The sequence below is a fragment of the Rhodobacteraceae bacterium S2214 genome (assembly GCA_025141675.1).
GTDB lineage: Bacteria > Pseudomonadota > Alphaproteobacteria > Rhodobacterales > Rhodobacteraceae > Yoonia.
The window spans coordinates 2924796-2948878 of the sequence record CP081161.1; the positions used below are offsets into that span (position 1 = coordinate 2924796).

The following is a 24083-nucleotide window of genomic DNA, read 5'->3' on the forward strand; positions in this document are numbered from 1 at the left end:
GGCTTACCCCTTCCCGATTGGGAAGCTGCTGACGTATTCTTCTGGCTTCGCAGGATCGAAGGTTTTGCCCATGATCGTATGCGATTTGTAGGTGATGTCCGGCGCGTCATAACCGAGGTCTTCCATCACTTTCTTACAGTCAGCGGCAAGGTAGACCTGTTCAGCCACGCCGCGGTAATCCACGTCGCCTTCGATATAACCCCAACGTTTCATCTGCGTCAGGATCCAAACGCCCATGGAGTGCCATGGGAAAGGATCGAAATCGATCCTGTCGGGCACACGCTGCACCTCGCCCAAGCCGTCGGCGTAGGTTCCTGTCAGTACCTGCTCGATGACAGTCACCGGCTGGTTGAGGTAGTTGGTCGGGGCAATCGCCTCTGAGATTTCCTTGCGGTTTTCTGGCGCTGACGCATACTGCGTCGCGTCGATGATCGATTTCAAGAGCGCGCCATAGGTGTTCGGCAACTCTGTGGCAAAGGACAGGGGTGCAGCAAAGGCGCAGCATGGGTGACCTTCCCAGATTTCTTTCGTAAGCAAGTGAAGGAAACCAATGCCCTCATAGACGGCACGCTGGTTGAACGGATCAGGCGACAGATAGCCGTCAAGGTTACCGGCACGCAGGTTTGCAACCATTTCTGGCGGTGGCACAACGCGGATTTGGATGTCGACATCTGGGTCCAGGCCAAACTCGGCCACGTAATACCGCAGTAGGAAGTTGTGCATCGAATACTCAAACGGCACGCCGAAGGTGAAGCCCTTCCACTGTTTCGGGTCACGCTTATCGAGGTGTTCGTTCGACAGCACGATGGCTTGGCCGTTGATGTTTTCAACGGCTGGCATGATGTAAGGTTCCGCAACCGACCCCGCCCCAAGTGTCATCGCCAATGGCATAGGCGTCAGCATGTGCGAGGCGTCGTATTCCCCGTTCAGCGACTTGTCACGCGCCACAGCCCAGCCTGCGGTTTTGATCACCTGGGCGTTCAGGCCGTAGCGTTCATAAAACCCCAAGGGTTGGGCCATAATGATCGGCGTCGCACAGGTGATCGGCACAAAACCAATGTTCAGGTCGGTCTTTTCAGGCGGCCCAAGATTGTCGAGGATAGCGGCTTTCGCTTCGTTCAGTGGAAACACCGACGCCAGTGCCGCGGCCATCGTCGACCCACCCATCATGCCCATAAAGGACCGGCGCCCGATGTCGCTTTGTCCAAAGACTGACCGCACAATTGCGCTTTCGACTGCGCGCTCCAACATGCCTTCTGAGGTGGACAGATCAATGCTGTCCGCAGCCTCTTGTTTGGGTGCGCTACAGGTGTGGCAGCCGCAATCGGCGGCGTGCCGCAGATCGGTTTCGGAAGAGAAGGGATTACCCAGTGATTTGACAGTCATGTTGCAACCTCGCTGTTGATTTTCTCCATGCTGGCAGCGGGGTATCGACAATTGAAGGCATTCGTTAAGAAATCAAAAAATGGATTTTTTGATTAATTTCAAAGCAATAACAGAAGAACAGCCCACGAATTATTACGAAATTTCGTAAATTACGATATTTCGTATTGCTCATGGGCGCGTGCTTATCCTTCATCAAAGGATGCTTGATACCGATCTCCCTCACGATTCCTTTCTCGCCGGCGCAATTGGCCCTACGATCCTAATTCATCTTGGCCGGGATCAAATTTTGGCAGCGACTAAAGAGGCCGAAACACTTTTAGGGGATGATGCCCTAACAGGATCGCACTTCGCCCGCTTCGTTGCCGCAGGTATGGAGACCTTCGTCGTCTTTATCACAGAGGTTCAACACCGAGGGACAGCTTGGACCCGGCAGGTGACACTCCAAAATGCGGACCAATCGCCCCTGCAATGCGAGGTTACGGGGCGGGCTGTACATCACGACGGTCAGGACATGCTGCTTTTGCATGTGCTTGATCTTGAGACCCTTGAACAACACGCAGCTGAGGTTGAGGCCGGAAAAATCTACAACGGCGGCCTGATGGAATGGCAGCGCGCGCAAAGCTTCTTTGCAGATCTGGAACGCGAAAACCAATTGATCCTAAACGCCGCTGGCGAGGGGATTTACGGGGTTAATGCCGACGGTAAGACAACCTTTGTGAACCGCGCAGCGCAGGAAATGCTTGGTTGGACAACCCAAGACCTTCTGGGCCACGATATCCACGCGAAAATTCACCATCACCACCTGAACGGCGAACAATATCCGTCGCACGAATGTCCGATCTATCAATCTTTCCGGTATGAGCAGGTCAACCGGATCGAAGACGAAGTATTCTGGCGTAAGGATGGCAAACCGATCCGGGTCGAATATGTCTCCACCCCGATCTACGACGGGCCCAAATTGGTCGGTGCGGTGGTCATCTTTCGCGACATCACGGAACGCTGGGAAAACGAACGCAAACTGCGGGACGCAATGGATCAAGTTGCCGCGTTGCATCATCAGTTGGAAGAGGAAAACGCCTACCTACAGGAAGCGATCAGTATCGAGCGGGCACATCACGACATTATCGGGCGCTCGGATGCGATTCAGGAGGTCATCAGGCAGATCGAACTTGTAGGTCCAACCGATACAAGCGTCTTGATCCGTGGCGAGAACGGTGTCGGAAAATCCCTTGTGGCGTCAGCTGTCCATGACGAAAGCAGCCGTAAACGCCGCCCTATGATCCACTTCAAGGCTGGAGCCGTAAGCCCTGAGAAAATTGAAAGTGAGTTGTTCGGCCAAGTCCGTGGTGCCTTTGCCGGTGCGCTCAAGGATCGGCCTGGAAAGTTGGAATTGGCACATGGCGGCACCTTGTTCATTGATGAGGTTGCGGACATTCCCATCGAATTACAGGGCCACTTACTTGATGCATTGCAGAACAGAGTGGTGACACGATTGGGCGATGATCGCAGCCGCAGCCTAGATCTACGTGTGATCGCCTCGACCAACCGCAACATTGACCGCGAAGTACAGGCAGGACGTTTGCGTCAGGACCTCATGCTGCACCTTGGAGTTTTTCCTATTTTGTGTCCTTCTTTACGGGACAGGCCGGAGGACGTCCCGATCCTGACCGCCCATCTGCTGCGCATCGCCTGCAAGCGGCTCGGTCGAAAGGTCCCTGTCGTCACCGAAGGGGCGATGCGAAAGCTGCAAGACTACCACTGGCCCGGCAACGTGCGCGAACTGGCAAACGTCATCGAACGCGGTGCCATCGTGTCGCAATCCGACAAGTTACAAGTTGAGATTCAGAGCCAGGTTGTACCGGGATCCGCGCCGACGTCTGCCTTGCTCACGGAAGCGGATGTAGAGCAAATCCGTCGAGCAAATATCATCGCCTGCATGAAAGAAGCTGATGGAAAGGTTTCCGGAACAAAGGGGGCGGCCGCACTGCTCGGTATCAAGCCGACAACACTCTATTCAAGGCTAAAAAAGCTGGGATTGAATGAAAATGACTGGTGAATAATTGACGTGTGCAGAAAGTCACGAAGACCGCCAAAGCCTACATCGGATCGCATGAATAAACGCCAAGCAGCTTATCCGGAAGGCTGTGGGCGGACCCTTCGTAAAGGCTAAGATTACCTGCGATGACTGCGCCCAGCGGGATTTCAATGCCAGGCGCAATGGTTGGTATTGAATAGTGGTTCTGGGGCTGCAGTGGACTGATCTGCAAAAGGAGGGCCGAAGCAAGATCCCTACGCGGCAATGCATTGGCGCTTTGTCCACCGGATCGTTGGCCGGATCAGTTTGCGTTGAAAATACGTTCTTTGTTCTTATTGATACCACTTTTGCGAATGACTGGTCTGGCGACAGATGATGTAGTGCAGAGCAAAACGTGCCGCGTGTGTAAACGAACGCTGCATCTGCGAAATACGAAAATGAAGGTCGGGAAAGTCCGCACAGCTCACATTCAATCTCTCAACGAAAAAGGCCCCGCGTCGCCGCGAGGCCTTTCTTAATTCAAATAACCGCAGGTCTTAGTTGCTAGCTGTCAGGCCGATGTGGCCCCCGATGGCAACCATGTCTGAGATTAGCTTGGCCGCGTCATCGACTGGGCCTGGCTCGTTTTTGAAGGTCTCTTGCGCAGTTGCGTAGGCTTCTTTCGCCTCTGCCACCATGCCGTCGAACATCTCTTGCGTGACCTCTGCTTTTGGCAAAGCACGCTCTGCCAAAACCGATACGCCTGTTGGCGTAATCTCTGCGAAGCCACCGACCACGATGTAGTCGTCAACGCCACCGCTGTGCGTCACGGACAGCACGCCGGGGCGCAGTGTCGTGATGGTCGGTGCGTGGTCAGCCATCGCCGTCATGTCGCCATCAGCACCCGGGATTTGCACCGCGGATGCTTCGATGGACGCCAAACGACGCTCAGGCGAGACAAGATCGAATTGTAGGTTTGCCATTATCTAGGCCTCCTTTTGCTTCGACTTAAGCCGCGTCTGCGGCCATTTTCTCGGCTTTGGCTTTCACTTCGTCGATGCCACCAACCATGTAGAACGCGCCTTCTGGCAGGTGATCGTATTCACCGGCAACAACCGCTTTGAACGACGCGATTGTGTCTTCCAAAGGCACCTGAACACCGTCAGAACCTGTAAACACTTTCGCAACGTCGAATGGCTGGGACAAGAAGCGTTCGATCTTACGCGCACGGGACACAGTCAATTTGTCGTCTTCTGACAATTCGTCCATGCCGAGAATGGCGATGATATCCTGCAAAGACTTGTAACGCTGCAGCATTTGCTGAACGTCAGCTGCCACAGCGTAGTGCTCTTCACCAACGATCTGCGGATCAAGCAGACGGGATGTTGAATCGAGCGGGTCAACCGCAGGGTAGATGCCTTTTTCGGAAATCGCACGGTTCAGAACCGTTGTCGCATCCAAGTGAGCAAATGATGTCGCAGGCGCAGGGTCGGTCAAGTCATCCGCAGGTACGTAGATGGCCTGAACAGACGTAATAGAACCGTTCTTAGTGGATGTAATCCGTTCCTGCATCGCACCCATGTCGGTTGCGAGTGTAGGCTGGTAGCCCACCGCAGATGGAATACGACCCAAAAGCGCGGACACCTCGGAACCAGCCTGTGTAAACCGGAAGATGTTGTCCACGAAGAACAGAACGTCTGTACCAGATTGGTCGCGGAACGCTTCAGCCATTGTCAGACCTGACAAAGCAACACGCATACGCGCACCTGGAGGCTCGTTCATCTGACCGTACACCAGTGCCACTTTGGACTTGGTGAGGTCTTCCATGTTGATGACTTCGGATTCGATGAATTCGTAGTAAAGGTCGTTCCCTTCACGTGTACGCTCACCCACACCCGCGAAAACGGAGTAGCCAGAGTGCACTTTCGCGATGTTGTTGATCAATTCCTGAATAAGAACTGTTTTACCAACACCCGCACCACCGAACAGACCAATTTTACCACCCTTCGCGTAAGGCGCGAGAAGGTCGATCACTTTGATGCCTGTTACCAGAACTTCGGACGCAGTGGACTGCTGTTCGAATTCAGGTGCGTCAGCGTGAATAGAGCGACGCTCTTTTTCACCGATGTCGCCACGTTCGTCGATTGGTTCACCGATCACGTTCATGATGCGGCCCAAAGTGGCTTCACCAACTGGCACAGTGATTGGGCCGTCAGTATCTGTCACTTCTTGACCACGAACGAGGCCCTCGGTGGAGTCCATCGCAATTGTACGGACTGTGTTTTCGCCAAGGTGCTGCGCTACTTCGAGCGTCAGCGACTTGCCGTTGTTGTCTGTCGTAACCGCGTTCAAGATCTCCGGCAGGTGATCGTCGAATTTAACGTCTACAACGGCGCCAATCACCTGTGTGATTTTGCCTTTTGCGTTTGCCATTATGTTTCTCCGGTTCTCTTAAAGCGCTTCCGCGCCCGAAATGATTTCAATCAGCTCGTTGGTGATCACAGCCTGACGCGAGCGGTTGAACTCGATTGTCAGTGCGTCGATCATTTCACCAGCGTTGCGGGTCGCGTTGTCCATTGCTGACATCCGAGCACCCTGCTCGGACGCACCATTTTCCAACAGCGCCGCGAAGATTTGTGTAGCCACACCACGTGGAAGCAAGTCAGCCAAGATGGCATCCTCGGACGGTTCGTAGTCGTACAAGGTCGCGTCACCGCTCTCGTCTGCTTCGAACTGTGCGGGAATAACCTGCAAAGCCGTTGGGTGCTGCGTCACAACGTTTTCGAAGCGTGCGAAGAAAATCGTCGCCACATCGAATTCGCCGCCGTCGAAACGGGACAGCACGTCTTTGGCAATGCTTTGCGCGTCGCCGTAACCCACGCGTTTCACTTCTGTCAGGTCAACGTGACCCACAAAGTGATCGCCCAGATCGCGTTTGATCGCATCGCGGCCTTTTTTACCAACGGTCAAGATTTTGACTGTTTTGCCTTCAGCAAGCAATTTGGATGCATGCGTACGGGCCAATTTAGCGATGTTGCCGTTAAAGCCGCCGCACAGACCACGTTCCGCTGTCATAACAACAAGCAAATGAACTTGATCTGAACCGGTGCCGGACAACAGCTTTGGCGCGGACGGGGAACCCGCTGCGCCAGACGCCAGCCCTGCCATCACAGCGTTGAAACGCTCTGTGTAGGGGCGTGATGCCTCAGCTGCGTCTTGGGCGCGGCGCAATTTTGCTGCCGCGACCAATTGCATCGCTTTGGTGATCTTGCGGGTCGATTTGACCGACGCGATCCTGTTTTTAAGGTCCTTGAGATTAGGCAAACCTAGTTCTCCTTATCCTAAGACGATTAAGCGAAGTCTTTTGCGAATGCATCCAAAGCAGCTTTCACTTTGTCAGCCAGTTCACCCTTAACCTTACGGTCATTCTCGGTGATGTCAGCCAAAAGATCAGCATTATTTGCGCGCAGGTGCTTGAGCATTTCTGCCTCAAAACGACCTACTTCTTTGACGTCGACGTTATCGAGGTAGCCGTTTGTACCCGCATAGATGACACAGACGATTTCTGCGTTTGTCAGTGGGGAATACTGTGGCTGCTTCATGATCTCAGTCAAACGCGCACCACGTGCCAGCAACTGCTGAGTGGCCGCATCCAGATCGGAACCGAACTGCGCAAACGCAGCCATTTCACGATACTGAGCCAAAGAAAGCTTAACCGGACCAGCAACAGACGCCATCGCCTTTGTTTGGGCAGAAGACCCAACACGGGAAACGGACAGACCTGTGTTCACAGCTGGACGGATACCTTGGTAGAACAATTCTGTTTCCAAGAAGATCTGACCGTCGGTGATGGAAATCACGTTAGTCGGAATAAACGCAGAAACGTCGCCACCTTGGGTTTCAATGATCGGCAGCGCCGTCAAAGAACCAGATCCGTTGTCTTCGTTCAGTTTACATGAACGCTCAAGCAGACGGGAGTGAAGGTAGAAAACGTCACCTGGGTAAGCTTCACGGCCTGGTGGGCGACGCAGAAGCAAGGACATCTGACGGTAAGACACAGCTTGCTTGGAAAGGTCATCATAGATGATCAGCGCGTGACGGCCAGCATCGCGGAAATGCTCTGCCATGGCTGTCGCAGCGTATGGTGCAAGGAACTGCATCGGTGCTGGGTCAGACGCTGTCGCCGCAACAACGATTGAATACTCAATCGCGCCGGACTCTTCGAGCTTCTTAACCAACTGCGCAACTGTGGAGCGTTTCTGGCCGATAGCTACGTAGATACAGTACAGCTTGCCAGAATCGTCGGCAGCTGCGTCGTTGTATGATTTTTGGTTCAGGATCGTGTCGAGCGCGATCGCTGTTTTACCTGTCTGACGGTCACCAATGATCAATTCGCGCTGACCACGGCCAACTGGGATCATGGAGTCAACGGACTTCAGGCCAGTCGCCATTGGTTCGTGAACAGATTTACGTGGAATAATGCCCGGCGCCTTAGAATCAGCAATCGCACGCTTTGTTGTCGCGATTGGACCTTTGCCGTCCAGCGGGTTGCCAAGGCCGTCAACAACGCGACCAAGCAGTTCGTCACCAACAGGAACATCCACAATCGCGTTTGTACGCTTAACTGTGTCGCCTTCTTTAATGTCGCGGTCAGAACCGAAGATAACAACACCAACGTTGTCAGCTTCTAGGTTCAAGGCCATTCCGCGGATACCACCGGGGAATTCGACCATTTCACCAGCCTGCACATTGTCGAGGCCGTAGATACGCGCAATACCGTCACCAACTGACAGTACGCGGCCCACTTCGGCCACTTCGGCTTCCTGACCGAAGTTTTTGATCTGGTCCTTAAGGATCGCAGAAATTTCAGACGCTTGGATCGCCATATTATCCGACCTCTTTCATAGTGTTCTGGAGTGCGCTGAGCTTCGATTTGATCGACGTGTCGATCATTTTCGAGCCCACTTTAACAATAAGACCGCCGATGATTGATTCATCCACGGTCTCTTGAATGGTGACGGCTTTGCCGACTTGTGCTTTCAAAGTCTTCGAAAGCTTGTCCATCTGGGCCTTTGTCAAAGCTTTGGCTGTTGTGACTTCAGCAGTCACCTCGCCACGCTCTTCGGCCAAACGGTCGCGCAAGACAGTCGTCAACTGTGGCAACACAAAAAGACGCCGCTTGGACGCCAGAAGTGAAAGCACGTTGCTTGTTGTCTTGGACAATTTCATTTTCGTAGCAATCGCTGCGATTGCCGTTTCTTGCTCTTCCCGGCTGTAAAGCGGGGATGTCAGCAATGTACGGAAATCTGCGCTGTCGGCTAATGCGCCGTCCAGTGCTGCCACGTCGGTTTCCAGCGCCTTGAGCGCCTTACCCTCTTTTGCGAGGTCAAACACAGCCGTCGCATAACGCGCGGCGATGCCTGTGGAGATACCAGCTGTTTCGGACACGTCCACCCTTCCGATGTCTGTCGCCTACACTATTAACCGCTTCTTCACGGCCGCCAGATAGGCATCTTGTTGGGCCCCCAATAACCGGCGGCTTCAAAATCTCGTGCGATGTAGCAGAGGTCATATGTTGTCGCAAGCACGCGTCGCGACAAAATCGTAATCTCGCGTCGCTCCTATATTCTTTGGGCACAGTTTACCCATATTCTACGCAACTTGGGCAAATTGACGCAGCGAAAGGCTGCTTGCCCTCGAAAACCCTTCGCAAACGGCACATTCATGCTTTTAAGCGACTCAGCCCGTCCAGTCACGCCCCGCATGCAAATCTATGGAATCGCCTCGGTGCATCAAACGAACGCAAAGCTGGCCGATTCGTCCCACACGCCCTTAACCGCCCAATGATCCGGCACACGGCCTAAACCACCCGCAAAATATCCGCAGATTTACTCTGCTCAGGCAAATCAAACCATTAGACCAATTTACGCCATATCATCGTTCCGATAACGGCGCATTTCTTGCCAACATTCGTTGATTTTACAACGTAAAGTAGGTGATAGTAGCGGCGTTACTCCCAGAGGGCTTATTTGTATGCGTATTTCGAAAAGAGAATTTGATTCACTTGCGAGCTTTGTCAGGAAGAAGTCTAACGAAGAGGTCGGTCCGGCCATGCGCTATGCCATTTCAGGCATCGACCCTCGGAAATCGAACCGTGATCTCCAATCTCTTGGCGCTGAAAGGCTAACAGAGCTTATCCAGATTTTACCATCAGGACGCGGCACAAGTTTTAGTTCGCCGCTTTTGACAAAGCTGAAAAAGAAGGCACGACAGTCCTTGGCCGGTCTACGTGTGCCGCACCTTGATCCAGAATCATGGCCGCAAATCTACCGGATGCAGATGCGCCTTAATAATAGTCGCGCCGGCCTACGGGATTTTGGCATGGGGCAGATCGGCAAAATGCACCCCAAAGGCAAATCCCTATCCAAACCGCTGCGTATTACATCGGTATGGGACACATCAGAAGCCGGCGATCTTGTGATTATGGGGCCTTGGGCTGACATCGCTAAAATGCTGTCCACCAGTAGCGGAACCTTCCGTGCCAAATTTGACGACATGTACGACGGTGATGTGAATGTCGAATTTGACCGCAAGTATGGCCCGCCAAAAGGTGAATCCCCTGACTGGTTCGAAAAAATTAGTGCGATGCCGCTGTACGTCACGATGGCTGAAGGCGCGCAATACACAAAGACAGAATCTGAAGGACACGTTGTTCTCAACGCCCCCGGCGAAATCGTCGATCTGGTGGGTAGTAAAGTGACAGCTATCGCAGGGGCAGTTGCACCAGAAAGCCTTGGTGACAAAACATTGGACATTATCAATGAAATCAAAGGCGCCATGGAAGATCACGTTATTCCAGCGGTTCAATCGGGAATGGAACAGCATGCCATGGTGAAGGAAGAAAAGCTGAACAAAACGCTTTGCACCGTCACTGTCGGTATTACGCCGGCAGGCAAGAACTACGCTGTTGGCCAACAATCCATGACAGCCGCTGAAATCCTTCAGCTCGCGCGTAAACTACGGTAAGTCGCGACCGCTTACCGCTTCGGGTGCTGGTTTTGCGATCCCTTCCAGCGCCTTGAGCGGCCGACGCACCGCTTCTGTTAATCCCGGACGTGTTGGGGCGGCCATCTGCTTTGACACCTCTACGATCAACACGCCGCCTGTTGCGATAGGCATGTGGTGACCTATCTTTTCCAACGGACCTGCAAATTTGCGCCAGACCCGTTTTCCGGATGGCGGTTGGTACAATGCAGACTGTGATCGTTCCGTTACGAAACGATGCTTACGCAATTGCGATTCCAGCTGCCCCATCGAATAGGGTCGCCCGTAGCCAAACGGCGTATTGTCGGATCGTGACCAAATTCCGGCCCTGTTCGGCACCACAAAGACGGCTTTCCCGCCGGGACCAAGCACGCGCCAGCATTCGTCTAGCAATGCAGTGGGATTCTCTGATGTCTCTAGCCCATGCATCAATACTAGCTTGTCGACGACACCTGTTTCAATCGGCCAAAGCGTGTCGTGACAAAGGACAGACACATTCGGTTGCCCTGCAGGCCATGGCATCACACCTTGCGGACCAGGCATCAAGCCAATCACCCGTCGTGCGTCTGCCAGAAATGGCCGCAGCAACGGGACCGCGAAACCAAATCCGGCAACGGTTTGGCCTTTTACGTTCGGCCACCAACTGACCAATTCATCTCGGATCACCTTCTGGGCGCCCCGACCGAGCGCGCTGCGGTAGTAGAAGTTTCGCAGATCAAGAACGTCGAGATGCATTGCAGGGGCCAGTGGTTTGGGTCAGTCTAACTATACAATAGCCACGAAAGCACAATTGACCATGCCCGTTGAAGTCATCACCGTCCCCTGCCTGTCTGATAATTATGCCTTCATCATTGGCAACCCCGACACTGGAGAGGCCGCGGTCGTCGATGTGCCAGAGGCCGGACCGATCAACGCGGTGATTGCCCAAAAAGGATGGACGGTCAGAACAGTGTTTCTTACCCACCACCACGATGACCACGTCATGGGGTTACCGGACCTCGAAATTGCCACTGACGCATTGGTCATCGGGGCCGCGGCAGATCAACACCGCCTTCCACCGCTGACCAAAGCCGTTAGCGAAGGTGACGTCGTTTTGTTGTGTGGGCTGGAGACACTGATCATTGACGTTTCGGGCCATACTATCGGCCACATCGCAGCCTATACCCCGTCGATCGGCCATGCCTTTACTGCCGACAGCCTCATGGCGCTTGGATGCGGTCGTCTTTTCGAAGGATCAGCAGACCAGATGTGGCAAAGCATGCTGAAGCTGCGCGATCTGCCCGACGAAACGATCATCTGTTCGGGCCACGAATATACGGCGGCCAATGCAAAATTCGCCGCAACTATTGATCCTGACAACGCGCACCTTATCTCTCGTATACGGGCAATCGAAGCTGCCCGCGCCGCCAACCAGCCTACGGTTCCGTCCGAACTGGGGCTTGAAAAACGAACCAACCCCTTCCTGCGTGCTGATGACCCAGCGCTCAAAGCAACCTTAGGGATGCAATCCGCATCCGACAGCGCCGTCTTCGCCGAGATTCGCTCGCGCAAAGACTCGTTCTGACTGGAAACTGGGCAATTGCCCCCGAATTCTTAACGATCACGCAACTTTAAACCAAAAAGTGAGCGTGTTTTGAAAAAAATGCCTTGAAGGTTCGGCTTCGACACCAGACCTTAAGGATAAGAGGCCACGGTTGACCCATCTGTCGGATCAGCCCCCGATCAAAAGGAGCACCCAACGTGCCATCTTTTTCGAACACACTAGAGCAGTCCATTCATGGTGCCTTGGCGCTTGCCAACGCGCGCAAACATGAACTGGCGACGCTTGAACATCTTTTGCTGGCCTTGATTGACGAACCTGACGCGGCCCGTGTGATGCAGGCCTGTGCGGTCAATCTGGACGAGCTGAAGAAAGACCTAGAAGATTTCATCGACGACGATCTTTCCAATCTGATCACAGATGTGGACGGTTCCGAAGCTGTGCCAACGGCGGCTTTCCAGCGCGTAATCCAACGCGCCGCGATCCATGTGCAGTCGTCTGGTCGTACCGAGGTCACCGGCGCCAATGTTCTCGTCGCCATTTTTGCGGAACGCGAAAGCAATGCGGCATACTTCCTGCAAGAACAGGACATGACACGTTACGATGCAGTGAACTTTATTGCGCATGGCGTGGCGAAGGACCCTGCATTCGGCGAAAGCCGTCCTGTCACAGGGTCACCAGACGCGGAAACCGTTGATGGCGGTGAAGCGGAAGAAGAAAAATCCGCATTAGCCAAATACTGCGTCGATTTGAATGCGAAGGCCGCCAAGGGTGATGTCGACCCATTGATTGGTCGGTCACATGAAGTCGAACGCTGCATCCAGGTTCTTTGCCGCCGCCGCAAGAACAACCCGCTTTTGGTGGGTGATCCGGGCGTTGGTAAAACAGCAATCGCTGAAGGTCTTGCGTTTAAGATTGTGAACAAGGACACACCCGAAGTCCTGTCAAACGCGACAATCTATTCGCTTGATATGGGCGCGCTTCTCGCAGGTACACGGTATCGCGGTGATTTTGAAGAACGCCTGAAAGCTGTGATGACGGAAATGGAAGACCACCCTGATGCGGTGCTTTTCATTGACGAAATCCATACAGTCATCGGCGCCGGTGCGACATCTGGCGGTGCTATGGACGCGTCCAACCTGCTGAAACCTGCGTTGCAGGGCGGTAAACTGCGGTGCATGGGGTCTACGACTTACAAAGAATTCCGCCAGCATTTTGAAAAGGATCGTGCGTTGGCGCGTCGTTTCCAGAAAATCGACGTGAATGAGCCATCTGTCGAAGATGCTGTGAAAATCCTGCGCGGGTTGAAGCCACATTTCGAAGAACACCATTCGATAAAATACACCGCTGATGCGATCCGTACTGCTGTTGAATTGGCTGCGCGTTATATCAACGACCGTAAATTGCCGGACAAGGCAATTGACGTGATTGATGAAGCGGGTGCAGCGCAGCATCTCGTCGCTGAATCCAAACGTCGTAAGACAATTGGCGTAAAGGAAATCGAAGCCGTTGTCGCCAAGATCGCCCGCATCCCGCCAAAGAACGTCACAAAGGACGACGCAGAGGTTCTGAAAGACCTCGAAAAGTCGCTCAAACGTGTCGTGTTTGGTCAGGACGAAGCGATCACCGCGCTGTCATCGGCGATCAAACTGGCGCGTGCAGGTCTGCGCGAACCTGAAAAACCAATTGGTAACTACCTGTTCGCAGGGCCAACCGGTGTAGGTAAAACCGAGGTCGCAAAACAGCTTGCCGATACACTTGGTGTTGAATTGCTGCGTTTTGACATGTCCGAATACATGGAAAAACACGCTGTTTCGCGTCTGATTGGTGCGCCTCCGGGCTACGTTGGTTTTGACCAAGGTGGGATGCTGACAGACGGCGTCGATCAGAACCCGCATTGCGTACTGCTGCTCGATGAAATGGAAAAAGCGCACCCTGACGTCTACAACATTCTGTTGCAGGTCATGGACCACGGGAAATTGACCGACCACAATGGCCGGACAACAGACTTCCGCAACGTGATCCTGATCATGACGTCTAACGCAGGTGCTGCCGAACTTAGCAAGAATGCGATGGGCTTTGGTCGTGAAAGCCGCGAAGGTGAAGACACCATCGCGATTGAAAAGCACTTCACGCCTGAATTCCGCAACCGTCTGGATGCGATCATCAGCTTTGGCGCATTGCCGAAACCTGTGATCCTACGTGTTGTTGAAAAGTTCGTGCTGCAACTCGAGGCGCAGTTGATTGACCGGAACGTGCACATTGAGCTGACCAATGCAGCAGCCGACTGGCTTGCTGACAAAGGATATGATGCAAAAATGGGGGCTCGCCCGCTTTCACGCGTCATCCAAGAGCACATCAAGAAACCGCTTGCCGAAGAACTACTCTTTGGCAAGCTGACAAAAGGTGGTCTGGTCAAAGTTGGCGTCAAAGCTGGCAAACTTGATCTCAAGTATATCGAACCAGAACAGGGCAAGATTGCGGGATCCGGTGACAAACCACCATTGCTGACCGCCGACTAAAGTGCGGCCAATTATGGCAATACCGTTTGTATCCCTCGTCGCAACATCTGCGGCGGGGGATATTCCTTTGGCGCTTCCGATTGATTGCACGCTCGGGGAAACCTGCCATATCCAACAAACGGTCGACCATGATCCAACGGCTGGTGCATCCGATTTCGCCTGCGGACTACTGACTTATGACGGGCACAAGGGGACGGATTTCGCCCTTCCCTCACTCGCTGCCCAAACTGAGGGCGTGAATGTCGTTGCCACGGCCCCCGGAACCGTGCGCGGCGTGCGTGATGGCATGGCGGACATATTGCAGACGGCCGAAAACGCGCCCGACGTAACCGGTAAAGAATGCGGAAACGGTGTCGTGGTCAGCCACGGTGATGGCTGGGAAACACAATACTGCCACCTCGCCAATGGGTCGGTCGCGGTGGGGACTGGCGACAGGGTCGCGATCGGAACCATCTTGGGTCAGGTCGGTCTTTCCGGCCAAACGCAGTTCCCACATCTCCACTTGTCCGTTCGTCACAATGGCAACGTCATTGATCCATTCGACCCCGATGGCGCGATCACCTGCGGCGAACCGTCTGAAACAAAATTGTGGTCAGACGCAATTGATGCGCCAGCAGGCGGATTGATCACTGCAGGTTTTGCAGCCGGGGTCCCCGAATATAGCGCCGTTAAGGCCGGCACAGCACATGAGACGACATTGTCGTCTTCTGACGATTTGGTCGTGTGGGGCTACGTTTTTGGCGGTCGGGTCGGGGACGAAATCATCCTAAAGATCGACGGTCTCAACGATCAAATTATCAACCAAACTGTTGTTCTCGAACGAAATCAAGCACAGCTTTTCCGCGCGACAGGGCGCCGTGCACCTCAGTCTGGGTGGCCCTTCGGCGACTATCTTGGCGACATCAAAATGGTGCGCGATGGAATGGTCATCGACACCGCTACGACGACCGTAGAGATCCGTTAGCGTTCCGTCAGTTTCAGCTCAATGCGACGGTTTTGTGCCCGTGCTTCTGGCGTGTTTTCGGTGTTAATAGGTTGGAACTGGCCAAAACCGTTTGCGGCCAGACGGTTCGGTGGAATACCCAGAAAATCAGTCATGTAGCGGACAACTGAAAGCGCCCTGCCCTGACTGAGTTCCCAATTGTCGCGATACCGCCCATTTCCGCCAAGCGGAATATTGTCCGTGTGCCCGTCGACGCGGATCACCCAGTCGATGCCATCAGGAATATCGTCAGCGATATCGCGCAAAATGCTGGCGATATTGGCGATTTCAGCACGCCCCAGATCCGACAATTCCGCGCGTCCGGGCTGGAAAAGAACCTCAGACGAAAAGACGAAACGGTCACCTTCAATGCGAACGCGGTCTTGGCCCTCAAGCACTTCGCGCAGTTGGCCAAAGAAATCGGATCTAAACCGTTCCAGGTCTTGCGCCTCGGCGGACAAACGTGCGGCTTCCAAGGCAAGACGGTCTGCTTCAGCTTCTTCCAAGGCTCGTGCACGCCGTTCTTCTGCCGCCACACGCGCAAGCGCGGTGTTCAACTGTGTGCCAAGCGCTTCGATCTGGACATTTGCAGCTACGTCTTCTTCTTCAGCGAGGTTCAGTAAGCTTTGCAGCGTGCCAACCTGCTGGCGCAACTGCGTAATCTGCGCATTCAGCAACGCAACTTGGCGTTGGCTTTCTGCTGACAAGGCCTGTTCATTCGACAAAGCATCGTTTGCAGCGGCCAACAACGCCGCTTGTCGTGCGCTTTCTTCCGATTGCGACAGCGCGGCAGTCGTCTGGCTTTCTGCCTCTTCACGAGCAGCCTGTGCAGCGGCCAAGGCCGTTGCCAATTGCGCGGCAAGGTCGGATTCGGTTGCTTCAGACTGGGTCTGCGATTGCGTCAGCGCATCAATCTGCGCCTGCAATGTTTGGTTCTCGGTAATAGCCTGAGCCAACTGATCCTGCAGCGTTTCCACCGCCAAGTTTCCGGTCACTTCTGCTTCGGCGGTATCCGCAAGCTGCGCTTCCACCGCCTGTTTGGCCAATAACAATGCGGCCAATTCCGTATCGAGGTCAGCACGTGCTGCATCTGCGGCAGCGAGCAACGTCAGCGTATCTTCCGCCTCACGCCGCTTTTCTTCCAATGCCAGCGTCATGGCAGTGAGTTCCGTATCGGCATTCGCCAATCTTTCACGCAACGCTTCGGCGGCGGCGGCTTCCGCCAATTGTTGCGCTTCCAACGCGGTCAGTTGCTGTGTTTGTTCAGCATTGTCGGCCTCCAATGACGCGATCCGACCTGCTTCAATTTCTGCAGTTGTTTCCAGATCATCCACGAGCGACTGCAATGCGTCGGCCTGTGCCGCAGCAAGCCGCGCCTGTTCCACCTGCACATCAATCTCAGATCGGGCCTGTGCCAACGCAAGGTTTAACGCATCAGCCTGCGTCGCTAATCTGTCTTGTTCTGCCTGCAGTCCTTCGATTTCTGCGATGGCGCCATCGCGTTCATCGGTCAGGTCTGCGATTGTCGCATTTGCCGTGTCCCGATCGGCCAGAAGGCCCGCAACCTGCGCCTCGAACGACGTGATTTGTCCTTCGGCGGCCGTCAGCGCCTCTGCCTGAGCATCACGTTCTGACAACAGTGAAATAATCTGGCTGGCTTGGTCTTCAATCGCGGCGTTCGCTACGTCCAAATCGGACGACAAACCAGCACTTCTTGTTTCTTCTAACCCGAGGGCGGAAGAAAGCGCTTCCACTTCACTAGTCAAGTCGTTCAATTGGTTTTCTTGTCCGGTAATCGTTTCGCGCAACACGAATTGGATCACCATAAAGATCGTCAAGACGAACATCAGAACCAGCAACAAGCCGGTCATCGCATCCACGAAACCGGGCCAGATCGCGTTCTGGAAACGTCCAGTAGATCGCCGCGACAACGCCATGATTATTCCGCCGGCGGACGCCCACGCGCGCCCTTAATTGTGCGAGAAAGTCCCGCGATATCCGCCCGAATGTCAGCCATCGTTTCTTGGCGACCTGCGGACATTTCTTCAAGAACCCGCAGCAATTGCACATCAATGGACCGCAGACGCATCCGGCTTTCCGCGTCCAATCCATCGACACCACCGTCTTCAAGCCGTTCGATCAGCCGCTCTTGCCCTTCTGCAATACGCTGCAACAGTGCCGACTGGTCATTACCACCCTCGCGCCCGTAGGCCAGTGTTTCGACGGCCGTCGAAAGTTTATCCAGCCTTTCGTCCATGATCGCCCGATTGGCATCGGACTGCGAAAATACGACCGCCATTGTCTCGACCTGCTCGGCAAGATGTTCCATGAATCCCGCAAGTGCGCCGCTGCCAGACGTGTCGCCATCATCATTCGCCGAAACGCTCAGACGGGTAATCGTCGACAGCCATTCTTCCAGTTCCTGATAAAAACGGTTCTGACCTTGTGTCGCGAAAAGTTCCAACAAGCCCACGATCAACGATCCAGCCAGTCCCAACAAGGACGACGAAAACGCGGTGCCCATACCGCCGAGCTGGCTTTCCAATCCGGCCTGCAATCGCCCAAAAATGTCCGCACCACTTTGGCCTTCTTCTGGCGAGAGGGATCGGATCGTTTCGACCAATGCGGGAACGGTTGTCGCAAGTCCGTAAAATGTCCCCAAAAGGCCAAGAAAAATCAGTGTATTACCAATATAGCGGGTAATTTCGCGAACTTCATCAATCCGTTGACCGACCGATTCCAAAATGGATCGTCCGGAAGATGACGACAATTGCGTCCGCGCACCGCGTGATCGCAAAAGTGTCGCCAGTGGTGCAAGTAACGAAGGGGCCGTGGTCAAATGATGGCCCGCACGTTCCGCAGCAAAGCCTTCAATCCATTGCACCGAATACATCAACTGGATGACTTGCCGGAAACACAGCACCACACCAATCACAAAGACCGCAAAGATTGCGCCATTCAGAACGGGGTTCGACCAATAGATGGCAAGCAATGGTCCGCGGCCGACGTAAAACCCGGCCCCGACGAGGCCAAGCACGATAAGCATTATTGTGATCTGCCCAACCGGTTGCGAAAACTGCGGTGTGGGTTTGCGTTCAGTCATATCTGACACGGGCGTGTGGCCTCTACTGCTCTATATTTTGTGGGGCAGCATAGTCGGATACATACGGAAACCAAACGATTTTATGCAGTTTCCGCGATCTGCCTGACCCGTGTGACAAGCCAATCCATATCGCTATCTGGAATTTTCAGTTCGGCGAGCAGGTCGGCAGTGTTGTAAAGGTATTCAGTGTTCGGACCACGACCACCAACAGCTGTCGCGATTATCTGCGCCTGCTTTTCAAGATCAAACTGACAATATTGGACATGACCGGGATTAATGACGTAGGCCAATGCTTCAATATCCCGCCCGTCATCTGCATGTAATGTCACATGTTTTTCCAGATAAGCAGAGGATACGAGTTCTCTTTCGCGCAGATATGCCAGCACCTCGTCCGCATGTTCATCATCAACGCGCAGCGCCAATCCTGTACATGTGGCATCGGCTTCGTCCAACGCCAAAACGAGGCCCGGATCATCGTCGGTCCCGCGATGATGTATCGACAACATACAAAAAGAACGATGGTAACCCTTTAACGTGGCTCGTACTTTTTCCGCCGGTTCAAATCCCGGGTTCCACAACAGTGACCCGTACCCAAATACCCAAAACGCCATGTTGCTGGTCCTTCTACTTGCGCGCCTGTAAACACTGCTTGGGCGAGTATTGAAAGGGCCGTTGATGAAGCGTTTGACTTACTTTGTGGCAATCATTGCACTTATCTACAGCGGATACTGGGCCGCCGGGGCCTTCGCTTTGAAAAATGGGATGCAATCGCAACTGACACAGATGACCGATAAAGGTTGGACTGTCGAATATGACACGCTGAGCACAAGAGGGTTTCCTTCCCGTTTTGATACAACGGTTACCGACCTCAACGTGACGACGCCGGACCAATCGACCAGCTATGCCACATCAATGTTGCAAGTCCTCGCCCTGTCATACCGCCCGAATAACGCGATCATCGCATTTCCACCGGAACAATCGCTCACATTGGACGGCCTCCCCATCCTCATCGAAAGCGCCGGATTACGGGCAAGCGTAAGCGCTAATGCGAACACGTCATTGTCGCTTGACCAAGTCTCAGCCGAGGCCCAATCGCTATCATTTGCACTAGGCCAAGGTCAGCTTTCAGCCCTTTCAGACCTTCTTGTCGCAGCCCGAGAAAGCAGCGCCGCACCATATACTTATGATGCGTACTTCACAGCAACTGACGTCGTCTGGCCGTCCTTGATCTTAGGACAGTTGCCAATTGACGGTGGATTGCCTCAGACCATTTCGAACGTCACATTTGATGCAGGCATCACGCTTGATCGTGCTTTGGACCGCCACACGTTACCGGTCTGGCAAAGCGATCCTGGCCAATTGCGCGGTATGAACTTGCGCGCGTTTTCGATGAACTGGGGCCCGTTCGAAATTTCGGGCAAAGGCAGCTTCACGGTCGACGAAACGGGCACGCCCGACGGGACGATTACATTAACTTTGAACGATTGGCAGGGTTTGTTGGACGGGGTGCAATCGACTGGCATGTTGCCCGCGCAGTATCAATTCATGGCGCAATCCATGGGGCAGACCCTGTCGCAAGGCGAGAAAACGATGGTTCTGCCAATCACCGTGCAGAACGGAAACCTGTCCGTGGGGCCGCTGCCATTGGGACCATCGCCAAAGTTCTAATCGCTTCCGAATAGTCCGGTTAACGCCCGCCGTCCCAACGCTGTGACAGACGGTTTCGACGTTGCATGAAACGGCAGTGGGCGGCAAACCTCCATCGCAGCGACGCCGACGCGTGCGGTCAGTGCACCGTTGATCACACCTTCACCGAACCGTCGCGAAACCTTGGACAGAACCCCGCCGCCCGCGATTGATCCAATCATATCGTCGCCAATTGCGACGGCACCTGTTGCGACCAGATGTGTGAAAACAGTGCGCGTCAAACGCCAGCTGCCAATCGTACCGGACCTGCCGCCATAAATCTCTGCGATGCGACGGATCATACGCAGATTTGCCGTCAATGCGGTGAAAACATCCGCCAAAGCCAGTGGAACAAGGGCAGTCACCGTGGCGACCTGACGGGCTGCAGCTTCGATTTCGCGGGTTGCGCGGGCATCCAGCGGATCAAGAACGGTCTTCTCTGCCAACCCAAGCAGCCCGTCTGCATCCAACATATCGTGTTGTTGTTCGGCCAATTTTTCGCGCCCCCACGCGGTATCGTCGCGTCTTGTATAAAGGCGATTCAATTGGGTCACGGCATTGCGCGCCTCGGCCAGATCGTTGGTGGTCATCGCGCGAGCCGCAGATTTGTGAATACCATCAAGACGTTGCAAACGGCTGAACGCGGCGAGTTCTCTGATCGCCATTCCTAATAGGACCAGCACAAATCCCGCGATCAGCGCCGTTGCAATGCCACCTAAGATCGGCGAACGCGCAATCAAACCAGTGACGTAGTCCCATGCTGCAAGTGAAACGACAAACCCCAGCAATGCCAAAAGAAATGACCAAAACCATTTTGCAAAGGGCGACGGGCGGCGCGTAGCAAGTGCCGCGACTTGCTGCATTGCGGCCCCATCGGCGGCATTAGGCAGATCAATGACTGGCACAGCATCCGCTGGGTTAGTCGCGTTCTTACTATCGAGATCAATCAAGACTGGACCGCGATTCTTTATGCTGCTCATGGTCAATCCTTTGTCCACGTCATGAAGGCGTCTGGCAATTTTTCTTCATTGCCCTGTCCGTCCGTCAGGTCGGAAATGTGAAATTTGTTCGCCTCGTAAAACGCAATCGCGTTCTTGCTGGCTTGAAAAGTCCAAAGCGTAAGTTGTTCGCGATCCTGTTTCACGGCATCCAACAACGCTGTCCCCCACCCTTTTCGCCGCAATTCCGGTGCCAAATACAACGCGTCGATGCTATCTGCCTGTCGCGCCAGAAATCCGAAACCATCTTGACTGTCTGCAACCCAAACTTCGCGCGTGTTGATTAGTTTTTGGCAGAAAGCAAAATCTTCAGCACGCGTATGGATCCGCGGCATCCAAGGAGTCGCATCGATCCAGCCGCTCAACACCTCAGCCATCACCGCCGCATCCGAAATATCGGCGGGCCTGATCATAGACGATCCCCGAACAAGAATTCTGCGGCCCGATCAAGACGAATATGCGGCGGCCCATCCCCTGGACGCAATGTCAGCGGGGCCGGAGCAAAATTCATCACTTGATAATCCGCATCAAGCCAAGCCTGCGCCCCCTCTTCAGCTGGCGCCAACAAATGTGACGGGTCTGACGGCAAATCACCGGGGTAAAACGCGGCCTGCTTTCCAGATCCCAGCAACTGACCTTGAACCACGTTCAAAGGGCCATCGCGATGTTCTACCGTTTGTTCAACCGTCGTACGCAAGGACGCAATTGACATGGCAGCGGTTTGCGCACCCGCAAATCTTGCTTTGTCTCGCGCTTCGCGCAGCAATGCCTCTGTGATCGCGGTCAATTGAGGATGCTGGGTGTGATGCAAATGATCTGCTTTGGTCGCCGCGAATAGTATTTTTTCAACCTGACGTCCCTGAAAGATACGCGTGAGAAAGGCATTTCTCCCAGGACGGAATGCCCCTAAAATATCTGCCATCGCCTGTTTCAAGTCAGCAACGGCAGGTGGACCGGCATGGATTGCACCTAAAACATCAATCAAGACGACCTGTCGGTCAATCTTTGAAAAATGGTCCCGAAAGAACGGTTTAACGATATTGCGTTTGTAACTTTCGAACCTGCGCTCCAATTCACGTCCCAGCGCCCCGCGCCCCCAACTGCCCGCTGGCAGCGGCGCAAAAGTCAGAACCGGCGACCCAGCAAGGTCACCGGGCAGCAGAAAACGACCCGGTGTACAGTCAGAAAAGCCGGCCTCTCGCGATGCATTCAGATGCGCCGTATATGATTTGGCCAACGCCTGTGCCTGCGTCTCGTCCAGCTTTGCCGTGGCATCTATCGCGCCGAGCGTTTCCAGAAATTCATCGCCGCCGGGGCGTCCAGACGCACGCGCGATTGCCGCCTTCGACCATTCCGCAAAACTGATGTCCAGCAATCCCAGATCAAGCAGCCATTCGCCCGGATAATCAACGATATCAAGATGAACGGTTCGCGGCCCCGACAGACCTGACAACAATCCCGTTGGCTGCGCGCGCAAAGATAGGCGCAACTCGGAAATATGCCGTGTTCCATCAGGCCAACTTGGGGTCGGAGACGTCAACCGCCGCAGGTGATCTTCGAATTCGAAACGCGGTAACGTATCGTCCGGCTGCGGCTGCAAATAAGCCGTGCGGATCGCCCCATCCGCCGCCGCACGCATTTGCGGCATCCGTCCCCGATCCATCAGGTTTGCCACCAGCGACGTAATAAACACGGTTTTGCCAGCGCGGCTTAGTCCGGTCACGCCAAGGCGGATGACCGGATCAGAAAAAGGGGCGCTTAAGGTGTCCGTTACCAAATCAACGCTACGCGTGATCTGGTCTGCAAGTGCGGCAAGTACCAATTTCGTCCCCTTTTGGCGTGTCTTACCCCATAGATAAGGGCAGCGCGTTGTCTTGGGTAGGGATTGATTTCATCCGTTGCTCCCCCTAATCGGTCGCTATGGGTCGTTTTGCTTTAAAAATCGAATATGATGGTGCGCCATTCGCAGGGTGGCAGCGGCAAGCGGATCAACCGTCCGTGCAAGGCGCGATTGAAGCCGCATTGGCCAAACTGGAACCGGGTGCGCATACGATCGCAGCAGCAGGTCGCACCGATGCGGGCGTGCACGGTTGGGGGCAAGTTGCCCATTGCGATCTGCAAAAAGACTGGGATCCGTTCCGGCTGTCAGAAGCGTTGAATTACCATCTCAAGCCGGATCCCGTTGCGATCGTTGCATGTGCCCGCGTTGACGATGCGTTTCACGCTCGTTTTTCTGCCGTGGCCCGCCATTACATCTTTCGCATCATGGCCCGCAGGGCACCGCTGACATTTGGCCATGGGCAATTCTGGCGGGTTAATCATGACCTTGACCTTGATGCGATGCAGGCAGGTGCCGCAGCTTTGCTTGGTGAAAATGACTTCACGACCTTCCGCTCAACGATGTGTCAGGCGGCAAGCCCAGTTAAGACGCTAGACCGTCTTGACGTCGCGCGCATCGTGCAACCCGAAGGCATTGAATACCGCTTTGACGTCCGCGCCCGATCATTTCTGCATAACCAAGTGCGCAGTTTTGTCGGGACCCTTGAACGTGTTGGAACGGGCGCTTGGGCACCCGAAGATGTGGCAAACGCGCTTGCCGCAAAAAACCGGTCGGCTTGCGGTCCCGTCTGCCCGCCTCAGGGCCTTTATCTGGCTCATGTGGTTTATCCGGATGACCCGTTCGCAGATTAACCGCAAAAGTGATCGAAAACAGCGCAAGTTATCGCCAGAATATCAAAACACGCATTTTCCCGCGCGACGCGACAGTCTAATGTTCAAGGAACTAATCGACGCCCAAAGGGTTGTTCG

The 24083-nt window shown here is 54.3% G+C and carries 20 protein-coding genes; 7 read left to right on the forward strand and 13 right to left on the reverse strand.

Going from position 1 to position 24083, the window contains the following annotated elements:
* Window positions 1-3: 3 nt before the first annotated feature.
* Window positions 4-1386 carry an ABC transporter substrate-binding protein gene (locus K3729_14525; protein UWQ98635.1) on the reverse strand — a complete coding sequence of 461 codons (1383 nt, stop codon included), beginning with the start codon at window positions 1384-1386 and terminating at the stop codon, window positions 4-6.
* 199 nt (window positions 1387-1585) lie between these two features.
* On the opposite strand from K3729_14525, the gene K3729_14530 reads away from it, so the two are divergent.
* Window positions 1586-3442 carry a sigma 54-interacting transcriptional regulator gene (locus K3729_14530; GenBank protein UWQ98636.1) on the forward strand — a complete coding sequence of 619 codons (1857 nt, stop codon included), beginning with the start codon at window positions 1586-1588 and terminating at the stop codon, window positions 3440-3442.
* Between the two features lie 515 nt (window positions 3443-3957).
* On the opposite strand, the gene K3729_14535 is transcribed toward K3729_14530, so the two are convergent.
* From K3729_14535 to K3729_14555, 5 genes are read right to left on the reverse strand one after another with little or no spacing between them, the layout of a single operon-like run.
* Entirely contained in the window at window positions 3958-4383 is a 426-nt protein-coding gene (locus K3729_14535; GenBank protein ID UWQ98637.1) for a F0F1 ATP synthase subunit epsilon, read from the reverse strand.
* Between the two features lie 25 nt (window positions 4384-4408).
* Window positions 4409-5833: a F0F1 ATP synthase subunit beta gene (gene atpD, locus K3729_14540; protein UWQ98638.1), complete on the reverse strand. Its 1425-nt coding sequence runs from the start codon at window positions 5831-5833 to the stop codon at window positions 4409-4411.
* An 18-nt stretch (window positions 5834-5851) separates the two neighbouring features.
* A complete protein-coding gene (locus K3729_14545; GenBank protein UWQ98639.1) occupies window positions 5852-6724 on the reverse strand; it encodes a F0F1 ATP synthase subunit gamma in 873 nt (290 codons plus the stop codon).
* Window positions 6725-6750: 26 nt separating this feature from the next.
* Window positions 6751-8286, reverse strand: a complete 1536-nt coding sequence (gene atpA / locus K3729_14550; GenBank protein UWQ98640.1) for a F0F1 ATP synthase subunit alpha — start codon at window positions 8284-8286, stop codon at window positions 6751-6753.
* Between the two features lies 1 nt (window position 8287).
* The gene (locus K3729_14555) at window positions 8288-8848 is read right to left on the reverse strand and encodes a F0F1 ATP synthase subunit delta (GenBank protein UWQ98641.1); all 561 of its coding nucleotides are present in this window, start codon (window positions 8846-8848) and stop codon (window positions 8288-8290) included.
* Between the two features lie 585 nt (window positions 8849-9433).
* On the opposite strand from K3729_14555, the gene K3729_14560 reads away from it, so the two are divergent.
* Window positions 9434-10426 (forward strand): hypothetical protein, encoded by a 993-nt coding sequence (locus K3729_14560; protein ID UWQ98642.1) that lies wholly within the window; start codon window positions 9434-9436, stop codon window positions 10424-10426.
* On the opposite strand, the gene K3729_14565 is transcribed toward K3729_14560, so the two are convergent.
* Window positions 10418-11179: a class I SAM-dependent methyltransferase gene (locus tag K3729_14565; GenBank protein ID UWQ98643.1), complete on the reverse strand. Its 762-nt coding sequence runs from the start codon at window positions 11177-11179 to the stop codon at window positions 10418-10420. The two genes, K3729_14560 and K3729_14565, sit on opposite strands and share 9 nt — an antisense overlap.
* Window positions 11180-11240: 61 nt before the next feature.
* On the opposite strand from K3729_14565, the gene gloB reads away from it, so the two are divergent.
* The 3 genes from gloB to K3729_14580 all read left to right on the forward strand — a co-directional run bounded on the left by gloB (window position 11241) and on the right by K3729_14580 (window position 15470).
* Window positions 11241-12008, forward strand: coding sequence for a hydroxyacylglutathione hydrolase (gloB, locus tag K3729_14570; GenBank protein ID UWQ98644.1), 768 nt, complete (start codon window positions 11241-11243; stop codon window positions 12006-12008).
* A 176-nt stretch (window positions 12009-12184) separates the two neighbouring features.
* Entirely contained in the window at window positions 12185-14506 is a 2322-nt protein-coding gene (clpA, locus tag K3729_14575) for an ATP-dependent Clp protease ATP-binding subunit ClpA (GenBank protein ID UWQ98645.1), read from the forward strand.
* 13 nt (window positions 14507-14519) lie between these two features.
* Window positions 14520-15470: a M23 family metallopeptidase gene (locus K3729_14580; GenBank protein ID UWQ98646.1), complete on the forward strand. Its 951-nt coding sequence runs from the start codon at window positions 14520-14522 to the stop codon at window positions 15468-15470.
* Here the strand turns inward: K3729_14580 and K3729_14585 are convergent.
* From K3729_14585 to K3729_14595, 3 genes are all read right to left on the reverse strand, one after another.
* Window positions 15467-17425 (reverse strand): peptidoglycan -binding protein, encoded by a 1959-nt coding sequence (locus K3729_14585; GenBank protein ID UWQ98647.1) that lies wholly within the window; start codon window positions 17423-17425, stop codon window positions 15467-15469. The genes K3729_14580 and K3729_14585 overlap by 4 nt on opposite strands.
* A gap of 2 nt (window positions 17426-17427) precedes the next feature.
* Window positions 17428-18534: a biopolymer transporter ExbB gene (locus tag K3729_14590; GenBank protein UWR01075.1), complete on the reverse strand. Its 1107-nt coding sequence runs from the start codon at window positions 18532-18534 to the stop codon at window positions 17428-17430.
* A gap of 137 nt (window positions 18535-18671) precedes the next feature.
* The gene (locus K3729_14595; protein UWQ98648.1) at window positions 18672-19202 is read right to left on the reverse strand and encodes a gamma-glutamylcyclotransferase; all 531 of its coding nucleotides are present in this window, start codon (window positions 19200-19202) and stop codon (window positions 18672-18674) included.
* A gap of 64 nt (window positions 19203-19266) precedes the next feature.
* Here K3729_14595 and K3729_14600 point away from each other — a divergent pair, with 64 nt between their 5' ends.
* Complete coding sequence (locus K3729_14600) at window positions 19267-20259, forward strand: DUF2125 domain-containing protein (GenBank protein UWQ98649.1); 993 nt, start codon at window positions 19267-19269, stop codon at window positions 20257-20259.
* Here the strand turns inward: K3729_14600 and K3729_14605 are convergent.
* The 3 genes from K3729_14605 to K3729_14615 are packed head-to-tail and all read right to left on the reverse strand — an operon-like array spanning window position 20256 to window position 23097.
* Window positions 20256-21257 carry a YcjF family protein gene (locus K3729_14605; GenBank protein ID UWQ98650.1) on the reverse strand — a complete coding sequence of 334 codons (1002 nt, stop codon included), beginning with the start codon at window positions 21255-21257 and terminating at the stop codon, window positions 20256-20258. The genes K3729_14600 and K3729_14605 overlap by 4 nt on opposite strands.
* 2 nt (window positions 21258-21259) lie before the next feature.
* Window positions 21260-21688 carry a GNAT family N-acetyltransferase gene (locus tag K3729_14610; protein ID UWQ98651.1) on the reverse strand — a complete coding sequence of 143 codons (429 nt, stop codon included), beginning with the start codon at window positions 21686-21688 and terminating at the stop codon, window positions 21260-21262.
* Entirely contained in the window at window positions 21685-23097 is a 1413-nt protein-coding gene (locus tag K3729_14615) for a YcjX family protein (protein ID UWQ98652.1), read from the reverse strand. The genes K3729_14610 and K3729_14615 overlap by 4 nt, the downstream gene beginning before the upstream one ends.
* A gap of 98 nt (window positions 23098-23195) precedes the next feature.
* Between K3729_14615 and truA the strand changes: the two genes are divergently transcribed.
* Window positions 23196-23966, forward strand: coding sequence for a tRNA pseudouridine(38-40) synthase TruA (gene truA, locus K3729_14620; GenBank protein UWQ98653.1), 771 nt, complete (start codon window positions 23196-23198; stop codon window positions 23964-23966).
* The last annotated feature ends 117 nt before the right edge of the window (window positions 23967-24083 follow it).

Excerpts from the sequence above, each read along its gene's own strand:
- K3729_14605 (UWQ98650.1), bottom strand. The coding sequence starts at position 21,257 with ATGAGCAGCATAAAGAATCGCGGTCCAGTCTTGATTGATCTCGATAGT.
- gloB (UWQ98644.1), top strand. The coding sequence starts at position 11,241 with ATGCCCGTTGAAGTCATCACCGTCCCCTGCCTGTCTGATAATTATGCC.
- K3729_14525 (UWQ98635.1), bottom strand. The coding sequence starts at position 1,386 with ATGACTGTCAAATCACTGGGTAATCCCTTCTCTTCCGAAACCGATCTG.
- atpA (UWQ98640.1), bottom strand. The coding sequence starts at position 8,286 with ATGGCGATCCAAGCGTCTGAAATTTCTGCGATCCTTAAGGACCAGATC.
- K3729_14530 (UWQ98636.1), top strand. The coding sequence starts at position 1,586 with ATGCTTGATACCGATCTCCCTCACGATTCCTTTCTCGCCGGCGCAATT.
- K3729_14535 (UWQ98637.1), bottom strand. The coding sequence starts at position 4,383 with ATGGCAAACCTACAATTCGATCTTGTCTCGCCTGAGCGTCGTTTGGCG.
- K3729_14595 (UWQ98648.1), bottom strand. The coding sequence starts at position 19,202 with ATGGCGTTTTGGGTATTTGGGTACGGGTCACTGTTGTGGAACCCGGGA.
- K3729_14580 (UWQ98646.1), top strand. The coding sequence starts at position 14,520 with ATGGCAATACCGTTTGTATCCCTCGTCGCAACATCTGCGGCGGGGGAT.
- K3729_14600 (UWQ98649.1), top strand. The coding sequence starts at position 19,267 with ATGAAGCGTTTGACTTACTTTGTGGCAATCATTGCACTTATCTACAGC.
- atpD (UWQ98638.1), bottom strand. The coding sequence starts at position 5,833 with ATGGCAAACGCAAAAGGCAAAATCACACAGGTGATTGGCGCCGTTGTA.
- truA (UWQ98653.1), top strand. The coding sequence starts at position 23,196 with ATGGGTCGTTTTGCTTTAAAAATCGAATATGATGGTGCGCCATTCGCA.
- K3729_14565 (UWQ98643.1), bottom strand. The coding sequence starts at position 11,179 with ATGCATCTCGACGTTCTTGATCTGCGAAACTTCTACTACCGCAGCGCG.
- K3729_14560 (UWQ98642.1), top strand. The coding sequence starts at position 9,434 with ATGCGTATTTCGAAAAGAGAATTTGATTCACTTGCGAGCTTTGTCAGG.
- K3729_14610 (UWQ98651.1), bottom strand. The coding sequence starts at position 21,688 with ATGATCAGGCCCGCCGATATTTCGGATGCGGCGGTGATGGCTGAGGTG.
- K3729_14585 (UWQ98647.1), bottom strand. The coding sequence starts at position 17,425 with ATGGCGTTGTCGCGGCGATCTACTGGACGTTTCCAGAACGCGATCTGG.
- K3729_14590 (UWR01075.1), bottom strand. The coding sequence starts at position 18,534 with ATGCTTATCGTGCTTGGCCTCGTCGGGGCCGGGTTTTACGTCGGCCGC.